At 63.9% G+C, this 26,917-nt stretch carries 25 protein-coding genes, 1 tRNA gene and 1 rRNA gene; 14 read left to right on the top strand and 13 right to left on the bottom strand.

Features of this window, described 5'->3' with window-relative positions:
• Positions 1-134: 134 nt before the first annotated feature.
• The gene (locus GTP41_RS10945) at positions 135-1,121 is read right to left on the bottom strand and encodes a DUF4424 family protein (protein ID WP_161025625.1); all 987 of its coding nucleotides are present in this window, start codon (positions 1,119-1,121) and stop codon (positions 135-137) included.
• Between the two features lie 113 nt (positions 1,122-1,234).
• Between GTP41_RS10945 and GTP41_RS10940 the strand changes: the two genes are divergently transcribed.
• Together GTP41_RS10940 and GTP41_RS10935 are read left to right on the top strand one after the other, a co-directional pair.
• Positions 1,235-1,651 (top strand): ribbon-helix-helix domain-containing protein, encoded by a 417-nt coding sequence (locus tag GTP41_RS10940; protein WP_161025624.1) that lies wholly within the window; start codon positions 1,235-1,237, stop codon positions 1,649-1,651.
• A 14-nt stretch (positions 1,652-1,665) separates the two neighbouring features.
• A complete protein-coding gene (locus GTP41_RS10935; RefSeq protein WP_161025623.1) occupies positions 1,666-2,835 on the top strand; it encodes an extracellular catalytic domain type 1 short-chain-length polyhydroxyalkanoate depolymerase in 1,170 nt (389 codons plus the stop codon).
• A 185-nt stretch (positions 2,836-3,020) separates the two neighbouring features.
• Here the strand turns inward: GTP41_RS10935 and GTP41_RS10930 are convergent.
• Positions 3,021-3,096 (bottom strand) — tRNA-Phe (locus GTP41_RS10930).
• 42 nt (positions 3,097-3,138) lie between these two features.
• Positions 3,139-4,431, bottom strand: a complete 1,293-nt coding sequence (locus tag GTP41_RS10925) for a M24 family metallopeptidase (RefSeq protein ID WP_161025622.1) — start codon at positions 4,429-4,431, stop codon at positions 3,139-3,141.
• A gap of 30 nt (positions 4,432-4,461) precedes the next feature.
• On the opposite strand from GTP41_RS10925, the gene GTP41_RS10920 reads away from it, so the two are divergent.
• The 8 genes from GTP41_RS10920 to GTP41_RS10885 all read left to right on the top strand — a co-directional run bounded on the left by GTP41_RS10920 (position 4,462) and on the right by GTP41_RS10885 (position 14,237).
• Complete coding sequence (locus GTP41_RS10920) at positions 4,462-5,667, top strand: FAD-dependent monooxygenase (protein ID WP_161025621.1); 1,206 nt, start codon at positions 4,462-4,464, stop codon at positions 5,665-5,667.
• A 14-nt stretch (positions 5,668-5,681) separates the two neighbouring features.
• Positions 5,682-6,404 carry a DsbC family protein gene (locus tag GTP41_RS10915; RefSeq protein WP_161025620.1) on the top strand — a complete coding sequence of 241 codons (723 nt, stop codon included), beginning with the start codon at positions 5,682-5,684 and terminating at the stop codon, positions 6,402-6,404.
• 9 nt (positions 6,405-6,413) lie between these two features.
• Positions 6,414-6,872 carry a (2Fe-2S)-binding protein gene (locus GTP41_RS10910; protein WP_161025619.1) on the top strand — a complete coding sequence of 153 codons (459 nt, stop codon included), beginning with the start codon at positions 6,414-6,416 and terminating at the stop codon, positions 6,870-6,872.
• Between the two features lie 11 nt (positions 6,873-6,883).
• The gene (locus GTP41_RS10905) at positions 6,884-9,088 is read left to right on the top strand and encodes a xanthine dehydrogenase family protein molybdopterin-binding subunit (RefSeq protein ID WP_308700847.1); all 2,205 of its coding nucleotides are present in this window, start codon (positions 6,884-6,886) and stop codon (positions 9,086-9,088) included.
• Positions 9,085-9,675, top strand: coding sequence for a nucleotidyltransferase family protein (locus GTP41_RS10900; RefSeq protein WP_161025618.1), 591 nt, complete (start codon positions 9,085-9,087; stop codon positions 9,673-9,675). The genes GTP41_RS10905 and GTP41_RS10900 overlap by 4 nt, the downstream gene beginning before the upstream one ends.
• On the top strand, positions 9,672-11,462 hold the full coding sequence (locus GTP41_RS10895) for a M61 family metallopeptidase (protein WP_161025617.1): 1,791 nt from the start codon (positions 9,672-9,674) through the stop codon (positions 11,460-11,462). Before GTP41_RS10900 ends, GTP41_RS10895 begins: the two co-directional genes overlap by 4 nt.
• 10 nt (positions 11,463-11,472) lie before the next feature.
• Positions 11,473-12,639, top strand: a complete 1,167-nt coding sequence (locus tag GTP41_RS10890; protein WP_161025616.1) for a GGDEF domain-containing protein — start codon at positions 11,473-11,475, stop codon at positions 12,637-12,639.
• Between the two features lie 62 nt (positions 12,640-12,701).
• Positions 12,702-14,237 (top strand): hypothetical protein, encoded by a 1,536-nt coding sequence (locus GTP41_RS10885; RefSeq protein WP_161025615.1) that lies wholly within the window; start codon positions 12,702-12,704, stop codon positions 14,235-14,237.
• Here the strand turns inward: GTP41_RS10885 and trpC are convergent.
• The 7 genes from trpC to rpe all read right to left on the bottom strand — a co-directional run bounded on the left by trpC (position 14,234) and on the right by rpe (position 20,361).
• On the bottom strand, positions 14,234-15,034 hold the full coding sequence (gene trpC, locus GTP41_RS10880) for an indole-3-glycerol phosphate synthase TrpC (RefSeq protein WP_161025614.1): 801 nt from the start codon (positions 15,032-15,034) through the stop codon (positions 14,234-14,236). The two genes, GTP41_RS10885 and trpC, sit on opposite strands and share 4 nt — an antisense overlap.
• A 9-nt stretch (positions 15,035-15,043) precedes the next feature.
• On the bottom strand, positions 15,044-15,703 hold the full coding sequence (locus GTP41_RS10875; protein WP_161025613.1) for a LysE family translocator: 660 nt from the start codon (positions 15,701-15,703) through the stop codon (positions 15,044-15,046).
• Positions 15,704-15,706: 3 nt separating this feature from the next.
• Positions 15,707-16,744, bottom strand: coding sequence for an anthranilate phosphoribosyltransferase (gene trpD, locus GTP41_RS10870; RefSeq protein ID WP_161025612.1), 1,038 nt, complete (start codon positions 16,742-16,744; stop codon positions 15,707-15,709).
• Positions 16,745-16,758: 14 nt separating this feature from the next.
• A complete protein-coding gene (locus tag GTP41_RS10865; RefSeq protein ID WP_161025611.1) occupies positions 16,759-17,325 on the bottom strand; it encodes an anthranilate synthase component II in 567 nt (188 codons plus the stop codon).
• A 1-nt stretch (position 17,326) separates the two neighbouring features.
• The gene (gene trpE, locus GTP41_RS10860; protein WP_161025610.1) at positions 17,327-18,823 is read right to left on the bottom strand and encodes an anthranilate synthase component I; all 1,497 of its coding nucleotides are present in this window, start codon (positions 18,821-18,823) and stop codon (positions 17,327-17,329) included.
• A 180-nt stretch (positions 18,824-19,003) separates the two neighbouring features.
• The gene (locus GTP41_RS10855) at positions 19,004-19,690 is read right to left on the bottom strand and encodes a phosphoglycolate phosphatase (protein WP_161025609.1); all 687 of its coding nucleotides are present in this window, start codon (positions 19,688-19,690) and stop codon (positions 19,004-19,006) included.
• A gap of 5 nt (positions 19,691-19,695) precedes the next feature.
• Positions 19,696-20,361 (bottom strand): ribulose-phosphate 3-epimerase, encoded by a 666-nt coding sequence (rpe, locus tag GTP41_RS10850; RefSeq protein WP_161025608.1) that lies wholly within the window; start codon positions 20,359-20,361, stop codon positions 19,696-19,698.
• A 101-nt stretch (positions 20,362-20,462) separates the two neighbouring features.
• Between rpe and apaG the strand changes: the two genes are divergently transcribed.
• Together apaG and mltA are read left to right on the top strand one after the other, a co-directional pair.
• Positions 20,463-20,837 (top strand): Co2+/Mg2+ efflux facilitator ApaG/CorD, encoded by a 375-nt coding sequence (gene apaG, locus GTP41_RS10845; protein WP_090438700.1) that lies wholly within the window; start codon positions 20,463-20,465, stop codon positions 20,835-20,837.
• Between the two features lie 117 nt (positions 20,838-20,954).
• Positions 20,955-22,202: a murein transglycosylase A gene (gene mltA / locus GTP41_RS10840; protein ID WP_161025607.1), complete on the top strand. Its 1,248-nt coding sequence runs from the start codon at positions 20,955-20,957 to the stop codon at positions 22,200-22,202.
• On the opposite strand, the gene GTP41_RS10835 is transcribed toward mltA, so the two are convergent.
• The 3 genes from GTP41_RS10835 to GTP41_RS10825 are packed head-to-tail and all read right to left on the bottom strand — an operon-like array spanning position 22,199 to position 25,627.
• On the bottom strand, positions 22,199-23,842 hold the full coding sequence (locus tag GTP41_RS10835; RefSeq protein WP_161025606.1) for a hypothetical protein: 1,644 nt from the start codon (positions 23,840-23,842) through the stop codon (positions 22,199-22,201). The genes mltA and GTP41_RS10835 overlap by 4 nt on opposite strands.
• Before the next feature lie 54 nt (positions 23,843-23,896).
• On the bottom strand, positions 23,897-24,334 hold the full coding sequence (locus GTP41_RS10830; protein ID WP_161025605.1) for a universal stress protein: 438 nt from the start codon (positions 24,332-24,334) through the stop codon (positions 23,897-23,899).
• 33 nt (positions 24,335-24,367) lie between these two features.
• Entirely contained in the window at positions 24,368-25,627 is a 1,260-nt protein-coding gene (locus tag GTP41_RS10825; protein WP_161025604.1) for an MFS transporter, read from the bottom strand.
• A gap of 76 nt (positions 25,628-25,703) precedes the next feature.
• Between GTP41_RS10825 and GTP41_RS10820 the strand changes: the two genes are divergently transcribed.
• Together GTP41_RS10820 and GTP41_RS10815 are read left to right on the top strand one after the other, a co-directional pair.
• Positions 25,704-26,480 carry an enoyl-CoA hydratase gene (locus GTP41_RS10820; RefSeq protein ID WP_161025603.1) on the top strand — a complete coding sequence of 259 codons (777 nt, stop codon included), beginning with the start codon at positions 25,704-25,706 and terminating at the stop codon, positions 26,478-26,480.
• Between the two features lie 324 nt (positions 26,481-26,804).
• Positions 26,805-26,917, top strand: a 16S ribosomal RNA gene (locus GTP41_RS10815); the annotation flags it as partial.

Raw genomic sequence — 26,917 nt, 5'->3', positions numbered from 1 at the left:
CCCCCTGCGCTGCAGGGGGCTTTTTTCGCCCAATCAGTTGCGCAGCGTTTCGGCCTTCGTGCCGGATGGTAGGAATACTGACTTCCATTGGTACCCTCCCTGCATTGACTGCGTCTGGCGCTTTAAGTTCCCGCTTATTTGGGCAGGACCGGCATGACACCGTTGCTATCGGTGCCATCATCTTCCACATTGCCGAAGTGGACTTCGAGATCCTTGGAGGGGCGGAAATTGGTCAGGCGCACCTGGTAGGTGGTGGGGTTGATCTTCTTAAATTTACCGGGGAAGCACAGGCTGATTAGTTCGTCCGGCTTGCCCTTGATGATGTTCAGGGTGAAGTCCTCGATGCCGCGCTTCCAGGTGTTGCCGGTTTTGAGGATGTAAGACACATTGCGCGTGTCGATGTACTGCTTGCGCTCCTCCACCTTGGCGCGCGCGTTCAGGTAGGCATCGTCGGTGCAATAGGTTTTGCCGAAGCCTTCGTACATGACCGACATGCCCGGCCCGCCCGCGTAGAAGGGGCGGTACGCGTGATGCACACGCACGACCTGCCCGACTGGGAACTTCTGCTTCCACACATAGTTAACCTGCACCGTCCATGCCGGCTCATGGCTGCCGTTGTCGGTTCCCATCAAGCCCAGCTTGGCCAACTGCTTGTATTGTTTCTCACTGAAGTCCGGCACTTTGGTAACACTCGTGTCGAAGCCTGTCGAATGGGCAATTTGCGCATTGCTCAACCCGAGCTTTTTCAATTGCGCTGTCACGTCCGTCCCGTCAGGGGCGAAGGCCGCCAGCTGGCTGGTGAACGCCACCGGCTTGCCATCCACCATGATTTTGAAGCCGTTCGGCTGACCGTAGTAGCTGTCGCTCACCTGCTGCGCCGCCGGGTAGGCTGGCAAGGGAAAGACGATAGTTTCCTCTACATCGTTGCCCGACTCATTCAGGAATTCGTAATCCACGCTGATCAGCTTGTGGCTGACGTTCAGCACTTCCTTCTTCATGGCGATGGCATCGGTCTTGCCGAAGACGATGCCGCCGGCACTGACGGATGCGACACCGTCGTTGGCCAGTGCTGCAGGGGCCAGGATGAATGCAGCGAGGGTGAGGGGGAGGGTGGTTTTCATGGTTGATATTATATTAATAACTTGCTTGCTCCAGCGCACGATAGGACAACTTCATTGACAATGATCGCCCTCCGTCTATACTCCCATTGGAGTATATCGGGAGGATGGGATCAATGGGAATCGTCAATATCAAGACAAAACTGCCGGACACCGACAAGGTGACAGTCAACCTGGGCTTGGTCGATCTTGCCCAGATGGATTTACTGGTCGAAGAGGGCTTTTATACGAATCGGACGGATTTCGTCCGAACGGCCATTCGCAACCAGTTAGAGCGGCATGCGGAAAGTATTCGCGAGACTGTGTTGCGCAAGCGTTTTGTGATGGGACTGCAACGTTATTCGCGCAGCGACCTGGAGCGTGTCGTGGCCGCTGGCGAACGATTGGAGATCCAGGTGCTCGGCCTGGCCACGGTGGAGGACGACGTCGCGCCCGAACTCGCGAGGGCGGCCATCGCCTCAATCCGGGTGCTGGGGGCCTTTATCGCGTCGCCTGCCGTCAAGGACGCGCTCGCCGACCGCATTCAAGCTTAAGCACGGGAGTGAACATGAAACCGTTTGACGATTTTCTTGGGCGGATGATGGAATCCGCGCGCCTGGCCCAGGCGAACAAGCCTGGCGAGTCCACCAAAGTGATCCAGGCGGCGCTGCGTGCCGCCGGCCTGCTGCCTGCGGCAGCACCGGATGGCGCAGACGGCGACCAGCCGGAACCGATCGACCTGAACCCGGTGCCGGAATGGGCAGCGGCCGCGCGCGCTGGCGCCGGCACCACTGCAAAAAGCAGCCCGCGTCCAGGCCGGACCGCGCCCGGGCGCCAGCGCAGCCATACCGCAGCCCCCGACCCGCGCGCGCCCGGGGAATTCGTGCAGGGATCATTCACTGCGGCGGCGGGCACGCGGCGCTACAAGCTCTACGTGCCCTCGGCTCCGGCTACGGGGCCACGTCCGTTGATCGTGATGCTGCATGGCTGTACGCAGAACCCCGACGACTTTGCCGCCGGCACCGCGATGAACGCCCTGGCCGAGCAGCACGGCTGCCTGGTGTTGTATCCCGAGCAGCCGCGCGGCGCCAACGCCACGCTTTGCTGGAACTGGTTCGAGGTGCCGCACCAGGGGCGTGATGGCGGCGAGCCCGCGTTGATCGCGGGCATGACGCGCGAAATTATCGAGCGCCAGCAAGCGGATCCAGCCCGTGTCTTCGTGGCGGGGCTGTCGGCGGGCGGGGCGATGGCGGCAATCATGGGCGCGGCATATCCCGACCTGTACGCTGCGGTGGGCGTCCATTCCGGACTTCCGGTTGGCAAGGCGCGCGACATGATCACAGGCTTGGCGGCGATGAAGAAGGTGCGACCCGGTAACGGCAGCAAGACCGGTCAGTTGCGCCAGCGGGTGCCGGTAATCGTCTTTCACGGCGACCGTGACGATGTCGTACACCCGGGCAACGGGGAAGCGGTGCTGGAGCAGTTTGTGCGCCCGGCGCCCGCTTCGCCCGGCGAGTCACTGCGACGCGTGCAGGAAGCAATTGCCGATGCTGGCGGGCGTCGCTATACCCGCACCGTCATGTTGGACGGGACTGGCCGCAGCGTCGCCGAACACTGGCAGTTGCACGGGGCCGGCCACGCGTGGTCCGGAGGCAGCCGGGCTGGATCGCATACGGATCCGGCTGGGCCGAACGCGTCCGCTGAAATGCTCAGGTTCTTCCTCGCTCAGAAGGACTGAGCAGGCACTGCTCGCTATATTGGTCTGGACACGAGCGACACGCGCCGGTGCACAGCACGTTGGCGCTTGCTGCGCGACCACGGGATTGTGCCGCTCAGCCTGGATTTTTCGTGTTGCAAGTGAATGGAAAGATAAGCGCAAACGAAAAACGCCGACTCAGGGTCGGCGTTTTCACTTTTTATTCTTGGTGGCCCGGGGCGGAATCGAACCACCGACACAAGGATTTTCAATCCTCTGCTCTACCAACTGAGCTACCAGGCCAAGAGCCAGAGATTATAGCAGGGTTCCCAAAAAATACCAGCCCTATTTTACAATGAGGTGGGGCTGGCGCTGGCGGCCGTCGAAGTAATGCACGGTTTTGCCGTCAAACCAGGCATCCTCCTCCAGCATGATGCGGATCGGTTTTTGCCATTCAGGCAACTCGGCTTCGGCATTCAGCTCGATGGAGTAGGCGGTGGAAGCGCGCAACCGGGCGTCGCCGCTGCCGGTCACGCCTCCCTGCATGTCCCACATGCCAATGGCCGGGCCGGCGGCGTGGCCGTGGTAGCCGATCGGGTGGGAGTAGATGGTGGGCTTGATGCCTTCTGTTTTGGCCTGGGCCAGGGCGGCGGCCAGCACCTGGTTGCCGCTGCGGCCTTCCTGGAACTGGGCCAGCACAATGTCTTGCAGGCGGTTGGCCTGGCCGAAGACGGCCAGGATGCCGGCGGGGATGGCTGTTTCGCCGGGCCGGGCCACGTAGGCGTGCTGCTGCACGTCCGTGTTCAGGCGCAGGGAGCTGATGCCGATATCGACGTGCAGCAAGTCGCCGGGCTGGATCACATTGCCGGTCGCGGCGCCGGCGCGCTGGATGGTGACGGTGGGGTGGAACCAGGTCTCATAGCCCATGGCGCGGATCTTTTCACGGAACCACCAGACCACGTCCTCGGTGGTGGTGGTGCCCGGGGTGATTACCTGGGCGGAGAAGCCTTGCGCGATGATCTTGTGGGTGTCGGCCACCAGCTGCGGATAAAGGGCCAGCTCGCGCGGCGTGCGGGTTTCCAGCCAGCCCACGGCCAGCGCTTCGGCCGAGACTACCTTGTTGCGATAGGCGGCGGGCAGGGCGGCCATCAGCTCCTTATAGTCTGTATGGTCCAGGCCATCGGCATGGCCGAAGGTGGCGGAGGTGTTGAGGCCGATCTTGCCGGGCTTGCGGCTCCGTACCAGCTCGGCCAAGGCGTCCCATTGTTTGGGAAAACGCTGCATATCCCAGGCGGCCTGGATGGACGAGCCCACGTTGTAGCGGGCGATGGCCAGCTTCTCCACCGTGCCGTTGGCGGGATCGCGCGCGAAGACCAGGATGGTGCGGCGCCGTGCGCTGAGCCATTCGGCTGGCAGCATGGTGCGCAGCACTGGGTCCTCGTTGTACTCGCGCGAGACCAGGATCCACATGTCGATGCCATTGCGCTGCATCAGGCCTGGCAGCACGGTATCGAAGCGTTCGGCCGTGAGCTGGTCGATCAGGCGCGCCTGGTCGCGCAGGGGCAGGGCGTCGGCGTGGGCCGGCAGGGCTGCCAAGGGGGAGGCGCACAGCAGCGCCGCAAGCAAGAGATTTTTCATAGAGAGATGATAGCAATCTATAATGGCCGGATGAACAAGTCTACGCACCACCATATGCAGACTGCGGTCTGCATAGTCGGCAATGGCGCCATTGCCAAAACGGCAGCCCTTGCGTTTGCCCAATCCGGACTGAGCGTGACTTTGCTGGGGCCGCCCCCGGCGCCGGCCCGCCCGGATGCGGCGAGCTGGGATGTCCGCGTGTTCGCCCTCAACCATACCGCCCACCGCCTGCTCGATTCCCTCAAAGTCTGGGGCGCCATAGACCAGGCGCGGATCGCGCCGGTCGATGCCATGCTGGTGCACGGCGATGGCGCCAAGGCCGGCGCGCTGAATTTCGATGCCTACGGCGCCCACACCGGCACCCTGTGCTGGATTGCGGAAGACCGCAACCTGAATCAGGCGCTGGACGCCGCGCTGCGTTTCGCGCAGAACGTGCATTTCGTGCACGGCAAGGCGGTGGCCCTCAAGCATGACGCGGAAGGCGCCCTGATCACGCTGGAAGACGGCTCCCACCTGGGCGCCTCGCTGGTGGTCGGCGCCGACGGTGCCCAATCGTGGGTGCGCGGCCAGTGCGATATCGGCCTCGATTACCGTTCCTATAACCAGAGCGGCGTGGTGTCCAACTTCGCCTGCGAGCTGCCGCACCATGGTGTGGCGCACCAGTGGTTCACCGGCGAGCAGGGCATCGTGGCTTTGCTGCCGCTGCCCGGCAACCAGGTATCGCTGGTGTGGTCGGCGCCGGACATGCTGGCCGATACCCTGTGCCGCGAAGGCGCGGCGGCGCTGGCCGAGCGGCTGGCGGTGTTCGCGCAGGAAAAACTGGGCAAGCTGACGCCCCTGCAGCCGGAGGATGTGAAAGCCTTCCCCCTGCGGTTGATGCGCCCGCACTCGATGGTGGCGCCGCGCGTGGCCCTGGTGGGCGACGCGGCGCACGTGGTGCATCCGCTGGCCGGACATGGCATGAACCTGGGCTTTGGCGATGTGCAGGAGCTGGTAAAGGCCGTGGCGGAGCGCGAAGAGCACCGCTCCATCGGCGATGAACGCGTGCTGGCGCGCTATGCGCGGGCGCGCAAGGAGGAGGTGAGCCTGATGCTGGCCACCACCGATGGACTGGAACGCCTGTTCGGCACCGACCTGGAGCCAGTGCGCGCAGTGCGCAATTTCGGGCTAAACTTGCTGGATAAATTGCCGGGCGTAAAGCGCCGGCTGATTTCCCACGCACTTGGTAAGTTGTAAAAGCGGAGAACCTAATGAATATGAGTAAGCTGGCCATGGTCGTTGCGACGACCATGCTGATGTCCTGCGCGGATGCGCAAAACGCCAAAGAGGAAGCGCAGCTGCGCAAGGCGCTGGCGGAACGCCTGGGCGATGTGAAGATCGATTCCATCAAGAAGACGCCGTACGCCGACCTGTACGAGATCCGCGTCGGCAGCGATATCCGCTACACCGACAAGACCGGCAGCTACCTGATGGTGGGGCATATCTTCGACCTGAAAACTTCGCAAGACCTGACCCAGGCGCGCATCGACGATATCAACAAGATCAACTTCGACGAGCTGCCGAAAGAGCTGGCGCTGAAGACCGTGAAGGGCAACGGCAAGCGCGTGATGGCGATCTTCGAGGATCCGAACTGCGGCTACTGCAAGCGCTTCCGCCAGACCACGCTGGCGAATATCGACAACGTGACCGTGTACACGTATATGTACAACATCCTGTCGCCGGACTCCTTCACCAAATCGCAGAACATCTGGTGCGCGGCCGACCGCAACAAGGCCTGGGATGACTGGATGCTGGCCGGTAAAGCGGCGCCGACCGCGCCGAACGGCTGCACCTCGCCAAACGACAAAGTGCTGGCCCTGGGCCAGAAAATCAATATTAACGGCACCCCGGCGATCTTCTTTGCCGACGGCAGCCGTATTGCAGGAGCAGTTGATCAGCGTACCCTGGAAGCTAAGTTCGCCACCATCAAATAAGGAGCCGGCATGGTCACATTGAATATCAACGGGCGCGACGTGCAAGTCGATGCCGATCCCTCCACGCCTGTCTTGTGGGCGTTGCGCGACAACCTCAATATGACCGGCACCAAGTTTGGCTGCGGTATGGCCATGTGCGGCGCGTGCACGGTGCACCTGGAAGGCCAGGCGATCCGCTCCTGCGTGACGCCGATTTCGGCGGTGGTGGGGCAAAAGATCACCACCATCGAGGCCATGTCCGGCGACAAAGTGGGCAAGGCGGTGCAAGATGCCTGGGTCAGGCACGATGTGCCGCAATGCGGCTACTGTCAGAGCGGCCAGGTGATGAGCGCTACGGCCCTGCTGCGCACCAACAAGGCGCCGACCGACGCCGATATCGACAACGCCATGTCGGGCAATATCTGCCGCTGCGGCACCTATCAACGGATCCGCGCGGCCATCAAGGACGCTGCGAAATCCATCGCTTGACGGAGGCAGCCATGCGCAAAGAATGGTTCATGGCAGCTCAAGCGGCTGGCGCTGACGATGCAGGCATGTCGCGCCGCTCCTTCCTGAAAGCCGGCAGCGGCCTGCTGCTCGGTTTCTATGTCGCCAGCGGCGGTGGGCGCTTTGCCCGCGCGATCGCTGCCGACGCCCCGGCCAAGCCGCCGGTGGCGCCCAATGCTTTCCTCCATATCGCTCCCGACAATACCGTCACCATCCAGGTTAACCGGCTGGAGTTCGGCCAGGGCGTGCATACCGCGCTGCCGATGCTGATCGCCGAGGAGCTGGATGCGGACTGGTCGCAGGTGCGTTCGGCGCTGGCGCCGGCGGGCGATGCCTATAAAGATCCTGCTTTCGGCATCCAGATGACGGGCGGCTCGACCGCTGTAAAGCACTCCTGGATGCAGCACCGCGAAATCGGCGCCCGCGCCCGCGCCATGCTGGTGGCTGCGGCGGCCGAGCAGTGGAAAGTGCCGGCGGCGCAAGTGCGCGCTTCGAAAGGCATGCTGTACGGCCCGTCCGGCCAGAGCGCGACTTTTGGCGCCATGGCCGATGCGGCGATGAAGCAGCCGGTGCCGAAGGATGTGAAGCTGAAGGACGTGAAGGACTTCGCCATCATCGGCAAGCCGACGCCGCGCCTCGATGCGCGCGCCAAGTCGAGCGGCACGCAGCAATTCGGCATGGACTTCAAGCCTGAAGGCACCAAGGTGGTGCTGGTGGCGCGGCCGCCGGTCTTTGGCGGCAAGGTGAAAAAGTTCGACGCCTCCAAGGCCAAGGCGATTCCGGGCGTGATCGATGTCATCAAGGTCGATACCGACCGTGGCGGCAGCGGCGTGGCGGTGGTGGCCAATGGCTACTGGCCGGCCAAGCAGGGCCGCGATGCGCTGGCGGTCGAGTGGGATACCTCGGGCCTGGAAAAAGTCTCCAGCAAAAAGCAGATGGCGGAGTACAAGGCGCTGGCGAAGAAGGCCGGTGCGCCGGTGAAAAAGGCGGATACCTCGGCCATCGCCAAGGCGCCGAAAAAGATCAGCGCCTCCTACGAATTCCCCTACCTGGCGCACGCGCCAATGGAGCCGCTGAACTGCGTGGTGGACCTGAAAGCAGATTCCTGCACCATCTGGGCGGGTAGCCAGTTCCAGACGCTGGATGCGCTGGCTGCGGCCAAAGCGGCGGGGCTGACACCGGACAAAGTGACCCTGCACACCATGATGGCGGGCGGCGGTTTCGGCCGGCGCGCGGTGCCGACTTCCGACTACATTGTGGAGGCGGTGAACGTGGCCAAGGCCTGGGGCAAGGGGCCGGTCAAGGTGATCTGGAGCCGCGAGGACGATATCAAGGGCGGCTACTATCGCCCGGTCTATGTGCACCAGGCGGATATCGGCATGGACGCCAAGGGCAATATCGTAGGCTGGAACCATGTGATCGTCGGCCAGTCCATCATTACCGGCACGCCGTTCGAGCCGATGATGGTGAAGGACGGCGTGGATGCGACTTCGGTGGAGGGCATGGGCGCGCCGTACGACGTGCCGATGAACCTGAGCGTGCATAACGCCAAGGCGAATGTACCGGTGCTGTGGTGGCGCTCCGTGGGCTCGACCCACACGGCTTTTGTCATGGAGACGCTGATCGACGAGGCGGCCCACGCGGCGAAGATGGACCCGGTGGAGTACCGCCGCAAGCTGATCGACGCGAAACACGTGCGCCAGTTGGCGGCGCTGAACCTGGCGGTTGAGAAGTCGGGCTACGGCAAGACCAAGCTGCCTAAAGGGCAGGCCTGGGGCGTGGCCTTGCACGAGTCGTTCGAGACCTCGGTGGCGTATGTGGTGGTGGCGTCGATGAAGGGTGGCCAGCCCAAGCTGCACAAGGTCACGGCTGCCGTGCACTGCAACCTGCCGGTGAATCCGTTGACGATCGAAGCGCAGGTGCAGGGCGCGGCCCTGATGGGACTGGGCACCACCTTGCCGGGTGCGGCGATCACCTTGAAGGACGGCGTGGTGGAGCAGGGCAATTTCCACGACTATACCGTGGCGCGCATGACGGATATGCCGCTGGTGGAGGTGTTCACCGTCGCTTCCACGGATAACCCGACCGGCATGGGAGAGCCAGGCTTGCCGCCGTTGGCGCCGGCCTTGGCCAACGCTGTGTTCAAGCTGACCGGTAAGCGCGTGCGCAAGCTGCCATTCGACCTGGCCAAGGCTTGAGCGGCGGCGCGGCATCGGGCGTCGTCGGTATCCTGCTGGCTGCCGGCAGCGGCAGCCGCTTCGATCCGAGCGGCGCGCGCTATAAGCTGTTGCAGGCGCTGCCGGGCGGCGAGGCGGTGGTTGCGGCCAGCGCGCGGGCTTTGCTGGCTGCGCTGGCGCGCGTGGTGGCGGTGGTGCGCGCGCAGGATTCGGCCATGGCCGGCCTGTTGCGCGAACTTGGCTGCGAGGTCGTCGTATGCGAGCGCGCAGGCGAGGGCATGGCTGCCTCGCTGGTATGCGGCGTGCGGCATGCGCAGGATGCGGATGGCTGGCTGATCGCGCTGGCGGATATGCCTTACGTGCAGCCCGCCACCATGGCGGCCCTGGCGCGCGCAGTCGCGCCTGACGGTGCGGCGATTGCGGCGCCGGTGCATGGCGGGCGGCGCGGCAACCCGGTGGCTTTCGGGCGTGCCCACCTGCCGGCGCTGCTGGCGCTGGAGGGCGACCAGGGGGCGCGCAGTATTTTGAAGAACAATCCGGTTAACGAACTGGCGGTGGATGATCCCGGCATCCTGCAGGACATCGACACACCGTCCGACATCACATGAACAACAAAAAAATCAGCTACACCATCGCCGCCAAAGATCTCGCGGCCCATATGTTCCAGGTCAGCGTGACCGTCGAATCGCCGGCGCCGGAAGGCCAGGTCTTCACGCTGCCCGCCTGGATTCCCGGCAGCTACATGATCCGCGAATTCTCGCGCAACATCGTGCAAGCCCGCGCCGAATGCGGCGGCCAGCCGGTCGAGCTGACCAAGCTGGATAAACACTCCTGGCAAGCCGCGCCCTGCAAGGGCAAGCTCACCGTGCATTATGAAGTGTACGCCTGGGACCTGTCGGTGCGCGCCGCCCACCTGGACCAGACGCACGGCTTCTTCAACGGCACCAGCGTCTTCCTGCGCGTGGTCGGCAGCGAAGACGTGCCGCACGTGGTCGACATCCAGCGTCCGGCGCACGAAGCGGCGGCCAAGTGGCGCGTCGCCACCGCCCTGAAAGAACTCAAGGCCAAGCGCTACGGCTTCGGCTCCTACATCGCGCAGGATTACGATGAGCTGATCGACAGCCCGGTCGAAATGGGCACGTTCGCCATGGCCAGCTTCAAGGCGCTCGGCGTGCAGCACGACGTGGTGTTCACCGGCCGCACGCCCAACCTTGACCTCGTCCGTATCTGCGCCGACCTGAAACAGATCTGCGAAACACAGATTGCCTTCTTCGAGCCGCGCAGCAAGAAAGCGCCGATGGAGCGCTACGTCTTCATGACGATGGTGGTGGGCGAAGGCTACGGCGGCCTGGAACACCGCGCCTCCACCGCCCTGATTTGCGCGCGCGCCGACCTGCCGACCATTTCCCAGCGCGGCAAGGAGCCGAGCGACGGCTATATGACCTACCTGGGCCTGTGCAGCCACGAGTACTTCCACACCTGGAACGTCAAGCGCATCAAGCCCGCCGTCTTCGCGCCCTACGACTACCAGGTGGAGAACTACACTTCGCTGCTTTGGCTGTTCGAAGGCTTTACCAGCTACTACGACGACCTGATGCTGGTGCGCGCCGGCCTGCTGTCGGAAGAGGGCTATTTCAAGCTGCTGAACAAGACCGTGGGCGGCGTGCTGCGCGGCAGCGGCCGCACCAAACAAAGCGTGGCCGACTCCAGCTTCGACGCCTGGGGCAAGTACTACCGCCAGGATGAGAACTCGCCGAACGCCATCGTCAGCTACTACGCCAAGGGCTCCCTGATCGGCCTCGCCCTGGACCTGACCATCCGCGCCAAGACCGCGGGCAAGCGCTCGCTGGACGACATCATGCGCGCCCTGTGGCAGCGCTATGGCCGCGACTTCTACAACGGCAAGCCGCGCGGCGTCACGCCGCAGGCAGTGGAAGCCCTGTTCGATGAGATCGCAGGCTTCAAGCTCAAGCCCTTCTTCGACAAGTACATCCGCGGCACGGAAGACGTGCCGCTGGCCAAGCTGCTGCCGCAGTTCGGCGTCAGCTACAAGGACGAGCGCAAGTCCGCCAAGCCGAGCATGGACGTGAACATCGGCCGCGACGGCGCCGATTGCAAGCTGACCGCCGTGCACGACGGCGGCGCCGCGCAAAAGGCCGGGCTGTCGGCCAACGACCTGCTGGTGGCCATCGACGGCCTGCGCGTGAGCGGCAACCCGTCCAATGTCGAGGCCCTGCTGGCGCGCTACAAGGTGGGCGACACCGTGCAGGTGTACGCTTTCCGCCGCGACGAGCTGATGGCCTTCGACGTCACCCTGCAGGGCGACCGCGTGCCAGCCATCACCATGCTTGTGGAAGAGAAGAAAACCACGCCGCGCCGCCCGACCGCCGCCTGATCCAGTGTTGATGTTCGCGCTGGATCCCTTCACCGTCCTGTTCACCACCACGCTGACCTGCGCGGTGCTGGCGGCAGCCATGGTGTCGGTGCACCTGAGCTTCCGGCGCGAAGTGGCCGGGGTGGGGCATTGGGCCTGCGGCCTGGCGGCGATGGTGGGCGCCGGCGTCCTGTTCCTGTTGCGCGGCAAACTGCCGGACGCGCTGGCGCTGCCGGTTGCCAATGTCTGCCTGACCTGGGGCATCGGCCTGTCGATGATCGGCACCCGCCGCTTTTTCGGCGAACCGGGCGGCTGGGCCATCTTCCACGCCGCCTGGACGCTGGAACTGGCGGCCATCCTGTACTGGCTGCTGGTCGAGCCGAACTTCCCGCACCGCGCGGCGGCGTTCAGCTTTATCGTCAGCGTGTTCTACCTGGACCAGCTGCGCCTGGTCTGGCGCCACCGTGTCGCGCACTTCACCAGCTGGTTCTTCGGCGCGCTGCTGGCGCTGCAGTGCCTGAACACCGTCTCGCGCGGCGTGGCGGCCCTGTTCATGGAGCCGGATGCTGCCAACCTGCTGCGCAGCAGCGCGCTGGCCAATGTCTACCTGGCGATTGCCAATTTCATGGCCCTGCTGATAACGGTGGCCTTCCTCATGCTGGCCACGCGCAAGCTGCAGCAAATCCTGGAGCAGCGTTCCACGCATGACCCGCTGACCGGCGTCTTGAACCGGCGCGGCTTCCTGCAATTCTTCGGTCGCGTGCGGGCGCGCCAGCAGCGCAGCGACTCGCCCTTGTCGCTGATGGCGATCGACCTCGATCACTTCAAGGCAATCAACGACCAGTACGGCCATGCGCAGGGCGACAAGGTGCTGATGCAGGTGGCCGCCGTGATCATGCGCAGCGCGCGCCAGTGCGATGTCGTGGCGCGTTTTGGGGGCGAAGAGTTTGTGGTGCTGATGCCGGACACCACGCTGGCGCATGCCCAGCAACTGGCGCAGCGCATCCAGGCGCTGCTGCGCGACAGCCTGCAAGCGGGTACTCCTTCCTGCACGGTCAGTATCGGCATCGCCGGCCAGCATTTGGTCAGTGAATCGCTGGACAGCCTGCTGGCGCGCGCCGACCATGCCTTGTACCGGGCCAAGGCGAATGGTCGCAATCGCACAGAGATCGCCGGTCCGGCGCCGCTGGCCGCGTGAGCTTGTTGTAATTTAGCAATGTTAGTATAACGTTATGCATCTTTTGCAATTAGAATTGCGAGATGAGCTATCAGTTACAACTGGCCGCCGTGCCCACGCCCGACGTCGACCTCGACGTTTTCGCCTTCATGAACCAGCTGCGCCACGACGCCGGCACGCAGCCGGCATCGCCCCTGCTGAAACGCTTCCATGATGCGCTCGTAGCCCAGTTCCCGGATAAGCCCTGGTCGGACGGCCATTACGCGGGCGCGGCGGGGCGCCTGACCCTGGTCCGGCGCAGCAAGGAAGTGGTGCCGCATGTGCTGTACCTGGCGGCGGAGCTGGGCCTGACGGTGGTGGACAATAAATCCGGCGAGGTGCACCGTCCGCCGACCTACCAGGTCGTGCTGGAAGGTCCGGCACACGGGCTGGAGGTGATCGACGCCGCCGCGCGCCTGGCGACCCTGCTGCGCAAGCCGGTGGCTGAAACTGTCGCCCTGCTGTCGGGCGGGCGCCGCACGGTGGTCAAGCAGGGCGTGTCGCGCTTCCAGGCCATGCAATACGCCGCCGCCTTGCGCGATCGCGGCGGCTGCCGTGCCACCCTGGCCGCCGAACCCGGCCCGATCCCGCGCGCCAAGCCCTTGCCGCCGGCGCCGGCCCCGGCGGCGCCCATCGCGGCCGCCGCCAGTCCTGCAACATCCCCCTACCAGGCGCCCGCCGCAGCGTTGGACACGGAGGTCGAGGCGCCGGAAAACGATGCCGGGCTGTTCCAGGTAGCGGAAGGCTTGCGCATGAATGTCAGCAGCATTGGCCTGAGCCTGCTGCAAGGCGCCTTGTTGCGCGGCGCCTATTCGCTGCCAAGCACCATCTGCACCACCGTGCTCGGAGCACTGTCGATCTACGGCACCTGGTGCATGATGAAGGGCCTGGGTTTCGGCGCGGCGGCGCGCAATGCGGTGCTGCTGTTATCCCTCGCCATGGTCGCGCTGAGCTGGTCGTTCTCGTTTTCCCCATCGCCATTGACCATCATCCTGGTTTGCGTGCTTTGGCTGGTCGGCTTCGTGCTCTGGGTGGTGCTGGTCGTAAAAGCCGTGCGCAGGTTGAAGCAAGCGGGCCTGAGCCTGGGTTTGTTCGGCGCCTCCAAATATGATGTGCGCCGCCTGGGCGGCCTGGATGTGGAAGCACGCCTGCCCTCGACCTTCCTGGCGCGCGTGTCATTCGCAGCCACCGTCCTGTGCATCGCGGGCAGCCTGACGCAAACGGCGCCACCGCCAGTCGCTGCTACCGCCGCCGTGCCTTGCCAGTTCGTCGGCATGTGGGACTACCAGAAGGATGGCGGCGCCTATAGCATCTATATGGATGAAGAAGGCACCTATGCGGGTTTCAAACCCAGTACCGCAGAAGGGGAGGGCCCCGATTTCGTCGGCAGCTGGAGGGTGGAGGACAACGCCATCCATTGGGAAGAACTGTTCCCGATGCCGGGCCGCAGCCGGGTTGGCAAGCTGACCGCCAGCGGCGAAGGCAGTTTCAGCGTGCAGGAAGCCGACGGCCGTTCAACCACCTATGAGCTGGCGGGGCGTGAAGCGTCGAAGCGCTGCGGCTTCGCCGCCACGCCTTAATCGAACAGCTTGCGCAGCTCGGCGCCCGGGTCGGGCGCGCGCATGAAGGCTTCGCCGACCAGGAAGGCGTGCACATTGTGCTCACGCATGCGCGCCACATCCTGCGGCGCCATGATGCCCGATTCGGTGATGACCATGCGTTCATGCGGAATGGTCGGCAGCAGGCCGATGGTGGTATCCAGCGATACGTCGAAGGTGCGCAGGTTGCGGTTGTTGATGCCGATCAGGCGGCTTTTCAGCTTGAGCGCGGCGGCCAGCTCCGCGCCGTCGTGCGATTCGATCAGCACGTCCATGCCCAGCTCGTGGGCGCAGGCTTCCATTTCCGCCATCAGGCCGTGGTCCAATGCGGCCACGATCAGCAGGATGCAGTCGGCGCCCATGGCGCGTGCTTCATAGATCTGGTACATGTCGACCATGAAGTCTTTGCGCAGGACGGGGATATCGCAGGCGGCGCGTGCTTGCTGCAGGTATTCGTTGGCGCCCTGGAAGAAGTGCACGTCGGTCAGCACCGACAGGCAGGCCGCGCCGGCGTTGGCGTAGCTGGCGGCAATCTCCGCCGGGCGGAAATCGGGGCGCAGCACGCCTTTCGAGGGCGAGGCTTTCTTGACTTCGGCGATGACGCCGGCCTGGCCGGCTGCGATCTTGTGGCGCAGGCTGGCTTCGAAGCCGCGCAGGTTGGCGCGCAGGTCTTTGTCGTTTTCCACTTCGTCACGCAGCGATTGCAGGCTGCGGTGCTTTTTTGCGGCGGCTACTTCGTCGGCCTTCGCGGCCAGGATTTTGTTCAGGATGTCGGACATGATGATTCTTTAGTGTTGTTCGGCCAGGGCCAGGCGCGCACCCAGCGCGATGAAGATGCCGCCGGTCACGCGGTTCAGCCACAGCGCGACCAGGGGCTTGACCTTCAGCCTGGCGCTGGCGAAGGCGGTGAAGAGGGCAAGGCCGTTACACCACAGCATGCCGTTGAAGTTGAAAATGCAGCCCAGGATCAGGAAGGCAAGAGGCTTGTTCGTTGCGTCGCTATCGATGAACTGCGGCACGAAGGCGAGGAAGAACAGCGCGACTTTCGGATTCAGCACATTGGTCAGGAAACCCTGCGCAAATATGCGTCGCAGCGGAAGCCGCGCAGGTGCCGTAGACAGGGTCTGACCCTCCGGGTCTGACCCCGATTTACCGGGTTTCAGCCGTGCCCGCAGCATGCCGATACCGCACCAAACGATATACGCCGCCCCCACCCACTTAACAACAGTGAACGCAGTCGCCGAAGTGGCAAGAACCGCCGACAACCCAACGGCCGCCGCGCCAATATGCACAAACGTCCCCGCCCCAATCCCCAGCGCCGCCGCGCAACCCGCGCGCCAGCCCTGGCTGGCGCTACGCGCCATGATCAGCAGCGAATCCGGTCCCGGCATAATGTTCAGCAGCAGACCGGAAACAATAAACAGCGTCAGGTCATGGATGCCGAACATCGCTTAACCCTCCCGGCCCAGTTCCTGGGTGACGCGCACAAACTGCTCCAGCTTGGCCACCGCCGCACCGGAAGCCACCGCCGCCCGCGCCCGCGCCAACCCATCCTCAATGGACGAAGCCACGCCCGCCGCGTACAGCGCCGTGCCGGCATTCAGCGCCACGATATCCGCCGCCGGTCCCGGTTCGCCGCGCAGCGCCTCCATCACGCGCGCTTTCGACTCCACCGAATCGGCCACCTTCAGGTTGCGCGACGCGATCATTTGCAGGCCGAAGTCCTCCGGATGAATCTCATACTCGCGGATCTCGCCGTTCACCAGCTCACCGACCATGGTGCCCGCGCCCAGCGACACCTCGTCCATATTGTCGCGGCCATATACCACCACCGCATGCTGCGCGCCCAGGCGCTGCAGCACCCGCACCTGGATACCCACCAGGTCCGGATGGAACACGCCCATCAGGATATTCGGCGCGCCGGCCGGATTGGTCAGCGGGCCAAGGATGTTGAAAATAGAGCGCACGCCCAGCTCGCGGCGCACCGGCGCCACATGCTTCATCGCAGCGTGGTGGTTGGGCGCGAACATGAAACCAATGCCGGTCTGCGCGATCGACTGCGCGATCTGCTCCGGCTTCAGGTTGATATTGGCGCCCAAAGATTCAATCAGGTCCGCGCTGCCCGACGACGACGAGACGGAACGCCCGCCATGCTTGGCCACGCGCGCGCCGGCGGCGGCGGCGACGAACATCGCGGCGGAAGAAATATTGAAGGTATGCGCGCCATCGCCACCGGTGCCGACGATATCGAGCAGGTTGGTGGTGTCGGCCATCGGCACCTTGGTCGAGAACTCGCGCATGACTTGCGCCGCAGCGGTGATCTCGCCGATGGTTTCCTTCTTGACGCGCAGGCCCATGGTCAGGGCGGCCACCATGACAGGCGACATTTCGCCGGACATGATCTGGCGGAACAGGTGCAGCATCTCGTCGTGGAAAATCTCGCGGTGTTCGATGCAGCGAACCAGTGCTTCTTGATGCGTGATAGGCATGATGCTTCCTTCTCTTATTTGCGGTCGAGGAAATTCTTCAGCAAGGCGTGGCCGTGCTCGGACAGGATGGACTCGGGGTGGAACTGCACACCCTCGATGTCGTACTCCTTGTGCTGCACGCCCATGATTTCGCCGTCGTCGGTCCAGGCTGTGACTTCCAGGCAGGAAGGCAGCGAGGATCGCTCGATTGCCAAAGAGTGGTAGCGGATTACCGTGAACGGGCTGGGTAAGCCCTGGAACACGCCCACACCCGTATGCGCGATAAGAGAAGTTTTGCCATGCATGACTTGCTTGGCGCGGATAACTTTGCCGCCAAAGGCTTCGCCGATGGCCTGGTGTCCCAGGCAAACGCCCAGGATTGGTTTCTTGCCGGCGAAGTGCTTCAGCACTTGCAGCGAGATGCCCGCCTGCGACGGGTCTTTTGGACCCGGGGAAATGCAGATGCGGTCGGGATTCAATGCTTCGATTTCGGCGATGGTGATTTCGTCGTTGCGGTGCACGCGCACGTCTTCGCCCAGCTCACCGAAATACTGCACGATGTTGTAGGTGAAGGAGTCGTAGTTGTCGATCATCAGCAGCATTTCAGAACTCCCCATCCAGGCCATCTTGCACTTGCTCGGCAGCGCGCAGCACGGCGCGCGCCTTGTTTTCAGTTTCCTGCCATTCCATTTCCGGAATCGAGTCGGCGACGATGCCGGCGGCGGCCTGCACGTACAGCATGCCGTCCTTGATCACACCGGTGCGGATCGCAATCGCCACATCCATTTCGCCGCCGAAGGACAGGTAGCCGCAGGCGCCGCCGTAGATGCCGCGCTTGCTGATTTCCAGCTCGTCGATCACTTCCATCGCGCGCACTTTGGGCGCCCCGGTCAGGGTGCCGGCCGGGAAGGTGGCGCGCAGCACGTCCAGGTTGGACATGCCTTTTTTCAGCTTGCCCTCCACGTTGGAAACAATGTGCTGCACGTGCGAGTACTTCTCGATCACCATCTTGTCGGTCAGCTTCACGCTGCCGGTTTCGGAGATGCGGCCCAGGTCGTTGCGCGCCAGGTCGATCAGCATCACGTGCTCCGCCACTTCCTTCGGATCGTTCAGCAGTTCTTCCGCCAGCGCTGCATCGCGTTCGGGCGTGTTGCCACGGGTGCGGGTGCCGGCGATCGGGCGCAGCGTGACTTTCTTTTCGCCGTCCGGCAGGGTCTCGTTGCGCACCAGGATTTCCGGCGAGGCGCCCACGATCTGCATGTCGCCGAAATTGTAGAAGTACATATACGGCGACGGGTTCAGCGAACGCAGGGAGCGGTACAGCGTGAGCGGCGAATCCACATACGGCTTGCGGATGCGCTGGCCGATCTGCACCTGCATCAGGTCACCGGCCAGGATGTATTCGTGCGCCTTGGCGACCGCCTTGAGGTAATCCTCTTTGGCGAAGTCGCGGATAATTTCGGTGCGTACCGAAGGCGTGGTCACCGGCGCATCCACACCGCGCCGCAGCAGGGCGCGCAGGTCTTTCAGGCGCTGGCGCGCTTTGGAATAGGCTTCCGGCTGCTGCGGGTCGGCATAGACGATCAGGTAAAGCTTGCCGGACAGGTTGTCGATGACGGCCAGTTCCTCCGTCACCATCAGTTGGATTTCCGGCAGGCCCAGGTCATCCTTAGGCTGCGTCGCGGCGACCGTCTTTTCGATGTGGCGCACCGTGTCGTAGCCGAAGTAGCCGGCCAGGCCGCCGCAGAAGCGCGGCATGCCGGGACGCACAGCCACTTTGAAGCGCGCCTGGTATTGCTCGATAAAGTCGAGGGGATTGCCCTCGTGGGTCTCGATCACCTGGCCATTCTTGACGATTTCGGTCAGCTTGCCGGTGCTGCGCAGCACGGTGTTGGCCGGCAGGCCGATGAAGGAGTAGCGGCCAAAACGCTCGCCGCCGACCACGGACTCGAGCAAGAAAGTGTTCTTGCCGTAGTTCTGAGTCTGGGCCAGCTTGAGGTACAGGGTGAGCGGGGTTTCCAGGTCGGCGAAAGCTTCCGCGATCAATGGAATACGGGTATAGCCTTCCGCGGCCAGGGATTTGAATTCGAGTTCGGTCATGCGTCTCTCCGTTCCGCCGCAGGATAAGGTGGGGGCGGTAAGGTTACAAAAAACCTGCCGGAACACACGTGCGTGCGCCGACAGCAATCAGGACTGGGTCAGGATTGCCAGCGTCGCCACAGCCAGGCCTCAATCGAGCCCCGGTGGGTTACATTGTGTCTTTTGTTGAGAAACATTCGGTTAGTTTGCTTGCGCGATAAGTTCAGCTGCAAAAAGAAGCGTGTCAACTATACCATCGGAATCTGTTTCATGTATACCCACTCCGTGGTTATAACCATATGGCACGGTGAGCACAGGACAGCCGGCCGCGCGCGCCGCTTCGGCGTCGTTGGAGGAGTCGCCGATGGCCACCACCTGGGCCGGCGCCAGGCCGAAAAATTCGCACGCCTTCAGCAGGGGCATCGGGTGCGGCTTCTTCTTTTCAAACGAGTCGCCGCCGTACAGCACCTCGAAATAGCCGGCCAGCCCTTTCAGCGCGAGCAGCGGCTGGGCGAAGGCGAGCGGCTTGTTGGTGACGCAGGCCAGGCGCAGGCCGGCCGCGCGCATGGCCTGCAGGCCGGCTTCCACCTCGTCGTAGATTTCGCTGTGCTGGCCGTTGATGGCGATGTAATGGCGCTGGTAGGAGTCCATCGCCTGCGCGAACAGGCGCTCCACGCCGGCTGCGTCGTAGTCCAGCGCGAGCACGCGCCGCACCAGGTTCTCGGAACCCTTGCCGACCATGGGCTCGACCTGCGCGGCGCTCACCGGGCCCAGGCCCAGTTCCGCGCGCATGGCCGTCAGGGCGACCACAAAGTCGCCCATGGTGTCGAGCATGGTGCCGTCCAGGTCAATGATGGCGGCCCGTATGCCGCGCAGGACCGCCGTCATAGCGCTTACAGCGAAGCCAGTTGGCCGCGCATGGCGTCGATCACAGCCTTGTAGTCTGGCTGGCCGAAGATCGCGGAACCAGCCACGAAGGTGTCGGCGCCCGCTTCGGCGGCGGCCTTGATATTGTCGATCTTGATGCCGCCGTCCACTTCCAGCATGATGTCGCGGCCCGATTCGTCGATGCGGCGGCGCGCTTCGGCGATCTTCTTCAGCGCCTGCGGGATGAAGGACTGGCCGCCGAAGCCCGGGTTGACCGACATGATCAGGATCATGTCGACCTTGTCCATCACGTGGTCCAGGTAGCTCAGTGGGGTGGCCGGGTTGAACACCAGGCCGGCCTTGCAGCCGTTGTCGCGGATCAGTTGCAGCGAACGGTCGACGTGATCGGACGCTTCCGGGTGGAAGGTGATGATGTTGGCGCCAGCTTTGGCAAAGTCCGGGATGATGCGGTCGACCGGCTTGACCATCAGGTGCACGTCGATCGGCACTTGCACGTGCGGGCGGATCGCCTGGCACACCAGCGGGCCGACGGTCAGGTTCGGCACGTAATGGTTGTCCATCACGTCGAAGTGGATGATGTCGGCGCCGGCGGCAACAACGTTGCGTACCTCTTCACCCAGGCGGGCGAAGTCGGCGGACAGGATGCTGGGAGCGATGCGGAAAGTAGTCATGGCTGGTGGGCTGGTAAAAAAGATGCGTTATTTTACGCTGCTGTGCGGACGCTGTCCGATTGCTTGGACTAGAATTGCCCAATTGTTACCAAGGAAAGCTTATGGCCCAGTATGAGTTTGCGGTGGAAGTTCGGACCCAGTACCTGCCGGAACAGTCCAATCCGGACCGCACCAATTTTGTGTTTACTTACACAATCACCATCAAAAACACCGGCACCGTGCCGGCGCAACTGATTTCCCGCCATTGGGTGATCACCGACGCCAACAACCATATCGAGGAAGTGCGTGGCCTGGGCGTGGTCGGCCACCAGCCGCTGCTGGCGCCGGGCGAAGTGTTCGAATACACCAGCGGCACCCAACTGCGCACGCCGCAGGGCTCCATGTTCGGCGAGTATTTCTGCGTGGCCGAGGACGGCCATCAGTTCGAGACCAAGATTCCAGAATTCGTGCTGTCGCTGCCGCGTACCTTGCACTGATTACTGCTTGTCGTCATCCTTCTTTTTCTTGGATGGCAGCGTCCACCAGACGATGAACACCAGCAGGAAGAGCGCCACCAGCGCTTCGAGATACAGAAACCACATAGATCACACCTCATGTATTTGATACGCCGTAGTTTACCTGTTTGCGCCGCCGCCGTCGCGCTGGCGCTGGCTGGCTGCGCCACCCAGCCGCCTACCGCTCCTGTCCCGCCGGCCAAGCCTGCCCAGCCGGCGCCGGCCGTTCCCGCCGCGCCGTCCGTGCCGGCGCCCGCCGTGCCGCCCGTCCAGCCAAGCGCCCCCGCCACCCCGGCGCCAGCGGCCAAGGCCGAATTCATCCCGGCCCGCTTCGCTGACCTGCCGGGCTGGAGCCACGACGACCTGCGCGCCGCCTGGCCGGCCTATATGCTGTCCTGCACCAAGCTGGGCGCCAGCGCCGACTGGAAGGAACCCTGCGCCATCGCCAAGACGGTGGACGCCAATAGCGAAGCGGCCATCCGCCTGTATTTCGAATCGTTCTTCGACCCGCACCAGGTCATCGCCCCGGACGGCAGCAACAGCGGCCTGATTACCGGCTACTACGAGCCACTGCTGCACGGCGCCCGCAAGAAGGGCGGCCCCTACCAGACGCCCTTGTACAAGGTGCCGGACGATATGGTCATCATCGACGTCGGCTCCGTCTATCCCGAGCTGGCGAACAAGCGCGTGCGCGGCCGCCTGAAAGGCAAGCGCGTCGTGCCTTACCCGGCGCGCGAGGAAATCGCCCGCAACGGCCTGCCCGGCAGCGAATTGTTCTGGGTGGACGATGCGGTGGAAGCCTTCTTCCTGGAAGTGCAGGGCTCCGGCCGCGTGCAGCTGGCCGACGGCGAAACGGTGCGCGTCGCCTACGCCGACCAGAACGGCCGGCCCTACCAGTCGATCGGCAAATGGCTGGTGCAGAAAGGCGAGCTGACCACCGAGCAGGCTACCGCGCAAGGCATTAAAGCCTGGATCGACGGCCACCCGACGCGGCGCCAGGAGCTGTTCAACGCCAACCCGAGCTATGTCTTCTTCAAAGAGGAAAAGCTGCCGGATCCGAAAGTGGGGCCGAAAGGAACGCTCAACGTGCCGCTCACGCCGCAGCGCTCCGTGGCGATCGACCGCAGCCAGCTGCCGCTGGGCGCCCCGGTCTACCTCAACACCACCTTGCCCGGCGATGAGATGCCGCTGCAAAGGCTGATGCTGGCGCAGGACACGGGCGGCGCCATCAAGGGCGCCATCCGCCTCGACTTCTTCTTCGGCTTCGGTTCCGAAGCGGCCGATTTTGCCGGCCGCATGAAGCAGCGCGGCAATATCTGGGTGCTGCTGCCGAAGCTGGCGCGTTAAGCCCTATACGCCAGCTCGGCGCGCGCCGGGCAGCCCAGCGCGCGCATGACCTTGCCCATGTCCGCCTTGTACACCTGTGTCAGGGACGGCTGGCGGCGGCAGGGCAGGGCCAGCGTGGAGCCGTCCTTGAGCCCCAGCTCGATCGACTGGCGCGCCGCGCATGCCGCGATCATGGCCGGCATGGTTTGCAGGCTGCCGAACACTGGCCAGCCCTCCACCCGCAGCACTTCAATATTCGCCCGCACGGTTTTACATGCGGCCAGGGCGTCCACCAGCAGCCTGCCCTGCGACATGGCCGGGGTCATACTGCTATGGCCAGCGCAATCATCCTGTACCACCTTGGTCAGCGCGCGGTAGCCCATGCCATCCAGCTGCGCCTGGCTCGGGGCACCCGCTTGCGCCAAACCCGTTGTCCGGAACACCGCTGCCCACTGTTCGCCCATTGGCGCCTGCTCATCCAGGACGGCCGGCAGGATGCCCGGCTGGCACGGCTTTGCCCCGCACTCCATGGCTTGCGCGAAGCCAGGTTTGCGGCCGGCGCGCAGTGCCTTGTAGAAGTCGTCGATGCGGCCAATAGCCGAGCCTTTGCCCTGGCGCGCCGCCAGCGCATACACATAGACCGGCAGGCCGCAAGCGTATTCCAGCCGGTTCGCTCCGATGTCCGCCGCTGTCAGGTCGCGCCACGCGCGGCCGTCGCCTGCCACCAGGCAAGTGGCCAGGGCATCGTCCAGTTGTTTTCCGGCCTGCTCCGGCGTGAGCCAGCCCATCTGCAGCGACACCATCCAGCGCAGGAACTCGCCGCCCCCTTCATGGATCAGGCGCGCATCCGCATAGTCGTCTACCGCGTCCCGGATCTGGAAACGGTGGGCCATCTCGTGCGTCACCAGTTTGTCCAGCTGTTGCGCGTCCTCCTGCGCCGCCGTTTCCGGCCAGTTGAACAGCGCGAAGTGCATCACGTCGCCGGCACTGCCGCCGATATTGGGACCGCCCGGCTCGCGCGCCAGGGTGGCGGCAATGATGGGGCGCCGGTAGTGAGCCTTCGGCATCGCCTTCCGTAGAGCGGCTTCGGTGCCGTTGACGCGCTGGCGGATCTGCGCCACCGTGCCCGCATTGAGCGCCGGATCGAAGTAATCCCTCTCCCTGCCGCTGGATGCCTGGCGCGTCGGGAACAGCAAAGCCGGCGCATCGGCATCGACCACGGCGCTGCCATGGCGCCACGCCAGCTTGGTCGCGATGCTGCCCGGCCCCGAATAGCTGTACTGCACCGCCCCGCATTCCTCGCCTACCGCGTAGTTGGACATGTGCGCATACAGCGCTGTACCGGTCGGGAAAGATCCGGGGTAGCCGGCGACTTTATCGCTGGTGGCCGGCACGCGGAAGGACAGTACTGGGCAGGAGCCCGCGCCGCGCGCCAGCTTGTCGCCACCGGCCACGCCGCACTCCGCCAATGGCTGCCAGCGCGCGCGGATCTTGCCGGCGCCTCGGCCGTTCTTCAGGAAAGACAGCCCGGCGCAGTGGGTGGGCAGGGTGTAGCTGACCTGGAGCGCATCCGGCGCCACCAGGCGGACGTCAACTTGCACCTGGGCGGCAGCATGGCCGGCCAGCAGTACCAGCCCGGCCGCAATGAACAAACGATTCATGGCGTCTCATAATTTTGAGGGACGCCAATATTATCATATTGGCAATTTCGCAGATCAACGCAGCACCAGCACCGGCAAGTGGGTATGGGCCAGGACTTTCTGCGTTTCGCTGCCGAGGAATAGCTTGTTCAAGCCCTTGCGGCCGTGGGACGCCATCAGGATGATGTCGCAGTGCCGCTCTTCCGCCGTCTTGACGATCACCTCGTACGGGCTGACCGCCTCGCCCAGCACCGCATCGCACGGCACCCCCGCTGCTGCCGCGGCGGCGACGATCTTGTCCAGCCCCGCCTCGACATTGCGCCGCATTTTGAGATCGTACAGGCCGGCATCCGGTAGCACGGCGGCGTCGGTCAACGGCACCACAGGCAAGGGCACGATCACGGATACCGCCGTCATGCGCGCGCCATGGATTTTTGCGAACTCGATCGCAGTCTGGGCGGCGCGCTCTGACAACTGCGAGCCATCGGTGGGCACCAAAATCGATTTGAACATGGCGTTCTCCCGCAAGGTGACGGTCAGGCCAGTCTAAGCCTGGGGCCGGGCGGGCGGCGCACGCAAGGTGCGCGAACTTGCCGCCGCGACGGCCAGCACCACCCCGCCGGCGCCGATCCAGCCCAGCGCCGCGCGGATACCCAAGTGTTCGCCCGCATAGCCAGCCGCCAGCGCGCCCAGCGGTGCAATCGCAATCGTCAGGAAGCGCATCGAGGACGTCATGCGGCCCAGGAATTCGTCGGGCGTGACCTGCTGGCGCAGCGCGATGTATGGCATGAAGTACATCATCACGCCGCAATCAAAGAAGAAGGTCAGCAGGGCGCAGGCGGCGACCGTCACCCCCTGGTTGCCCAGCATCTCGGGGCGCAACAGCGGCATCGCCACAAAGCCGGCCGTGGTCACCACCATGCCCAGCAGGGCCGCATTGCCCTGGCCGACGCGGCGCGTCAATGGCTTCAGCAGCAGGCCGCTGGCCAGCACGCCCATCCCGCCCAACACCTGCACCGCACCCAAGGTACCGGCATTCAGCTTGAGTTCACGCAGCATATATAAGGTGCACAAGGCCGCGTAGCCATAGAACAGCAGGTGCCAGGCGGCGGCCGTCCAGGCCAGCGTGCGCAATAGCGGCTGGCGCCAGATGAACAGCAGCCCTTCCTGCACGTCGCGCAGCGGATGCTTGTCGGACGGCGGCGGCAGCGGCTCCTCAATCGGCACGCGCCGCAGCAGCAGCGCCGACGCGGCAAAGCCGAGCGCATTGATCACCAGCGCGAAAGGCGCCGTCACCCACTGCACCAGCAAGCCCCCCAAGCCGGGCGCCACCAGCCGCGCCACCGAGTCCGTCAGCGTCAGGCGCGATTGCGCATCGATCAGTTTGTCCCGCCCCACAATGCGGGTCAGCAGGATTTGTTCCGCGCCGCCGCCCAGCACCGAACAGCAGCCTTGCACCGCGCACACCACGTAAATCCAGGGCATCGACAGCACGCCCAGCGCCCAGGCGGCGGGGATGCTGGCCAGCGACAAGGTTTGCGCGATTTTGCAGGCGACAAGGATGGGCCGCTTGCGGCTGCGGTCCAGCCAGACGCCCGCCGGCAGCGCCAGGATGGCGAAGGGGATCGCCTGGAAGGCGCTGGCAAGACCCATCTGCGCCGGCGTGGCATGCAACAGCAGAACGGAGCACAGGGGCAGGGCAAGCGCCCCGACATAGGCGCCGGAACCGGAGATGATGCTGCTCAGCCAATACAGGCGGAAGGCGGGATCATTAAGCAGCGCATCGCGGCGGAAGGCAGAATACATCCGGGGAACTATAGCAGCCGCGCAGGGCAACCGGCTACAATCGCCGCAGCATCTTTAACCAATAGAGGAGATTTCGATGGAATACCAGGATTTGCTCGTCGAAGTGCACGATAAAGTGGCACTGATCCGCCTGAACCGCCCGAAGGCGCTGAATGCCCTGAACGACAACATGATGAATGAGCTGGGTGAAGCCTTCGCCAAGTTCGAGAAGGACCCGGCGATCCACGTCATCATCCTCACCGGTAGCGAAAAAGCCTTCGCCGCCGGCGCCGACATTGCCGCAATGAAGGACTACACCTACCAGGACACCCACCGCGACAACTATATTGGCCGCAACTGGGAGCACATCCTGAAAGTGCGCAAACCGGTGATCGGCGCTGTATCCGGCTTCGCCCTGGGCGGCGGCTGCGAGCTGGCCATGATGTGCGACTTCCTGGTGGCGGGCGATAACGCCAAGTTCGGCCAGCCGGAAATCAAGGTCGGCGTCACCCCGGGCGCGGGCGGTACCCAGCGCCTGCCGCGCGCGATCGGCAAAGCCAAGGCCATGGATATGCTGCTCACCACCCGCATGATCGACGCCGCCGAAGCCGAGCGTATCGGCCTGGTGTCGCGCGTCGTCCCGGCCGACAAGCTGATTGAAGAGGTATTGGAGATCGCCCAAGGCATCGCCCAGATGCCGGTTTCCGTCGCCATGCAGATCAAGGATTGCGTCAACCGCGCCTTCGAAACTACCCTGTCGGAAGGCGTGAACTACGAGCGCCGCCTGTTCCACGCAGGTTTCGGCACGCCGGCCCAGCGCGAAGGCATGTACGCCTTCCTCGAAAAGCGCTTGCCAAACTTCGAGGGCCTTTGATATAGTTCTGTCCCTCGCAACGAGACGCAGCGAAAAGCGCGAAACGAAGCGAGGAAATAGAGGGGTTGACGAGTTGCACGCTGTACCGCATAATCTCGCTTCTCTGCTGCTGACGAACACAACGCTTCGTCGAAAACAAGCAGCGATCTTTAAAAATCAACAGTCGATAAGTGTGGGCGTTTGACGATATGCCCGGGCCTTCGGGTCCGATGCTCAAAATATACGTTATAACGCTCGCACAAAATATATTAAACGTAATCTCGAAAGAGATTCGTCAGTATTTTGAGTGAGTGACCTCGGTAGCAATACCGAAAAACAGAGATTGAACTGAAGAGTTTGATCCTGGCTCAGATTGAACGCTGGCGGCATGCTTTACACATGCAAGTCGAACGGCAGCGCGGGCTTCGGCCTGGCGGCGAGTGGCGAACGGGTGAGTA

It is taken from the genome of Pseudoduganella guangdongensis (assembly GCF_009857475.1).
In the GTDB taxonomy this organism is placed as follows: Bacteria; Pseudomonadota; Gammaproteobacteria; order Burkholderiales; family Burkholderiaceae_D; genus Rugamonas; species Rugamonas guangdongensis.
This window is presented reverse-complemented; position numbering and strand designations above follow the sequence as displayed.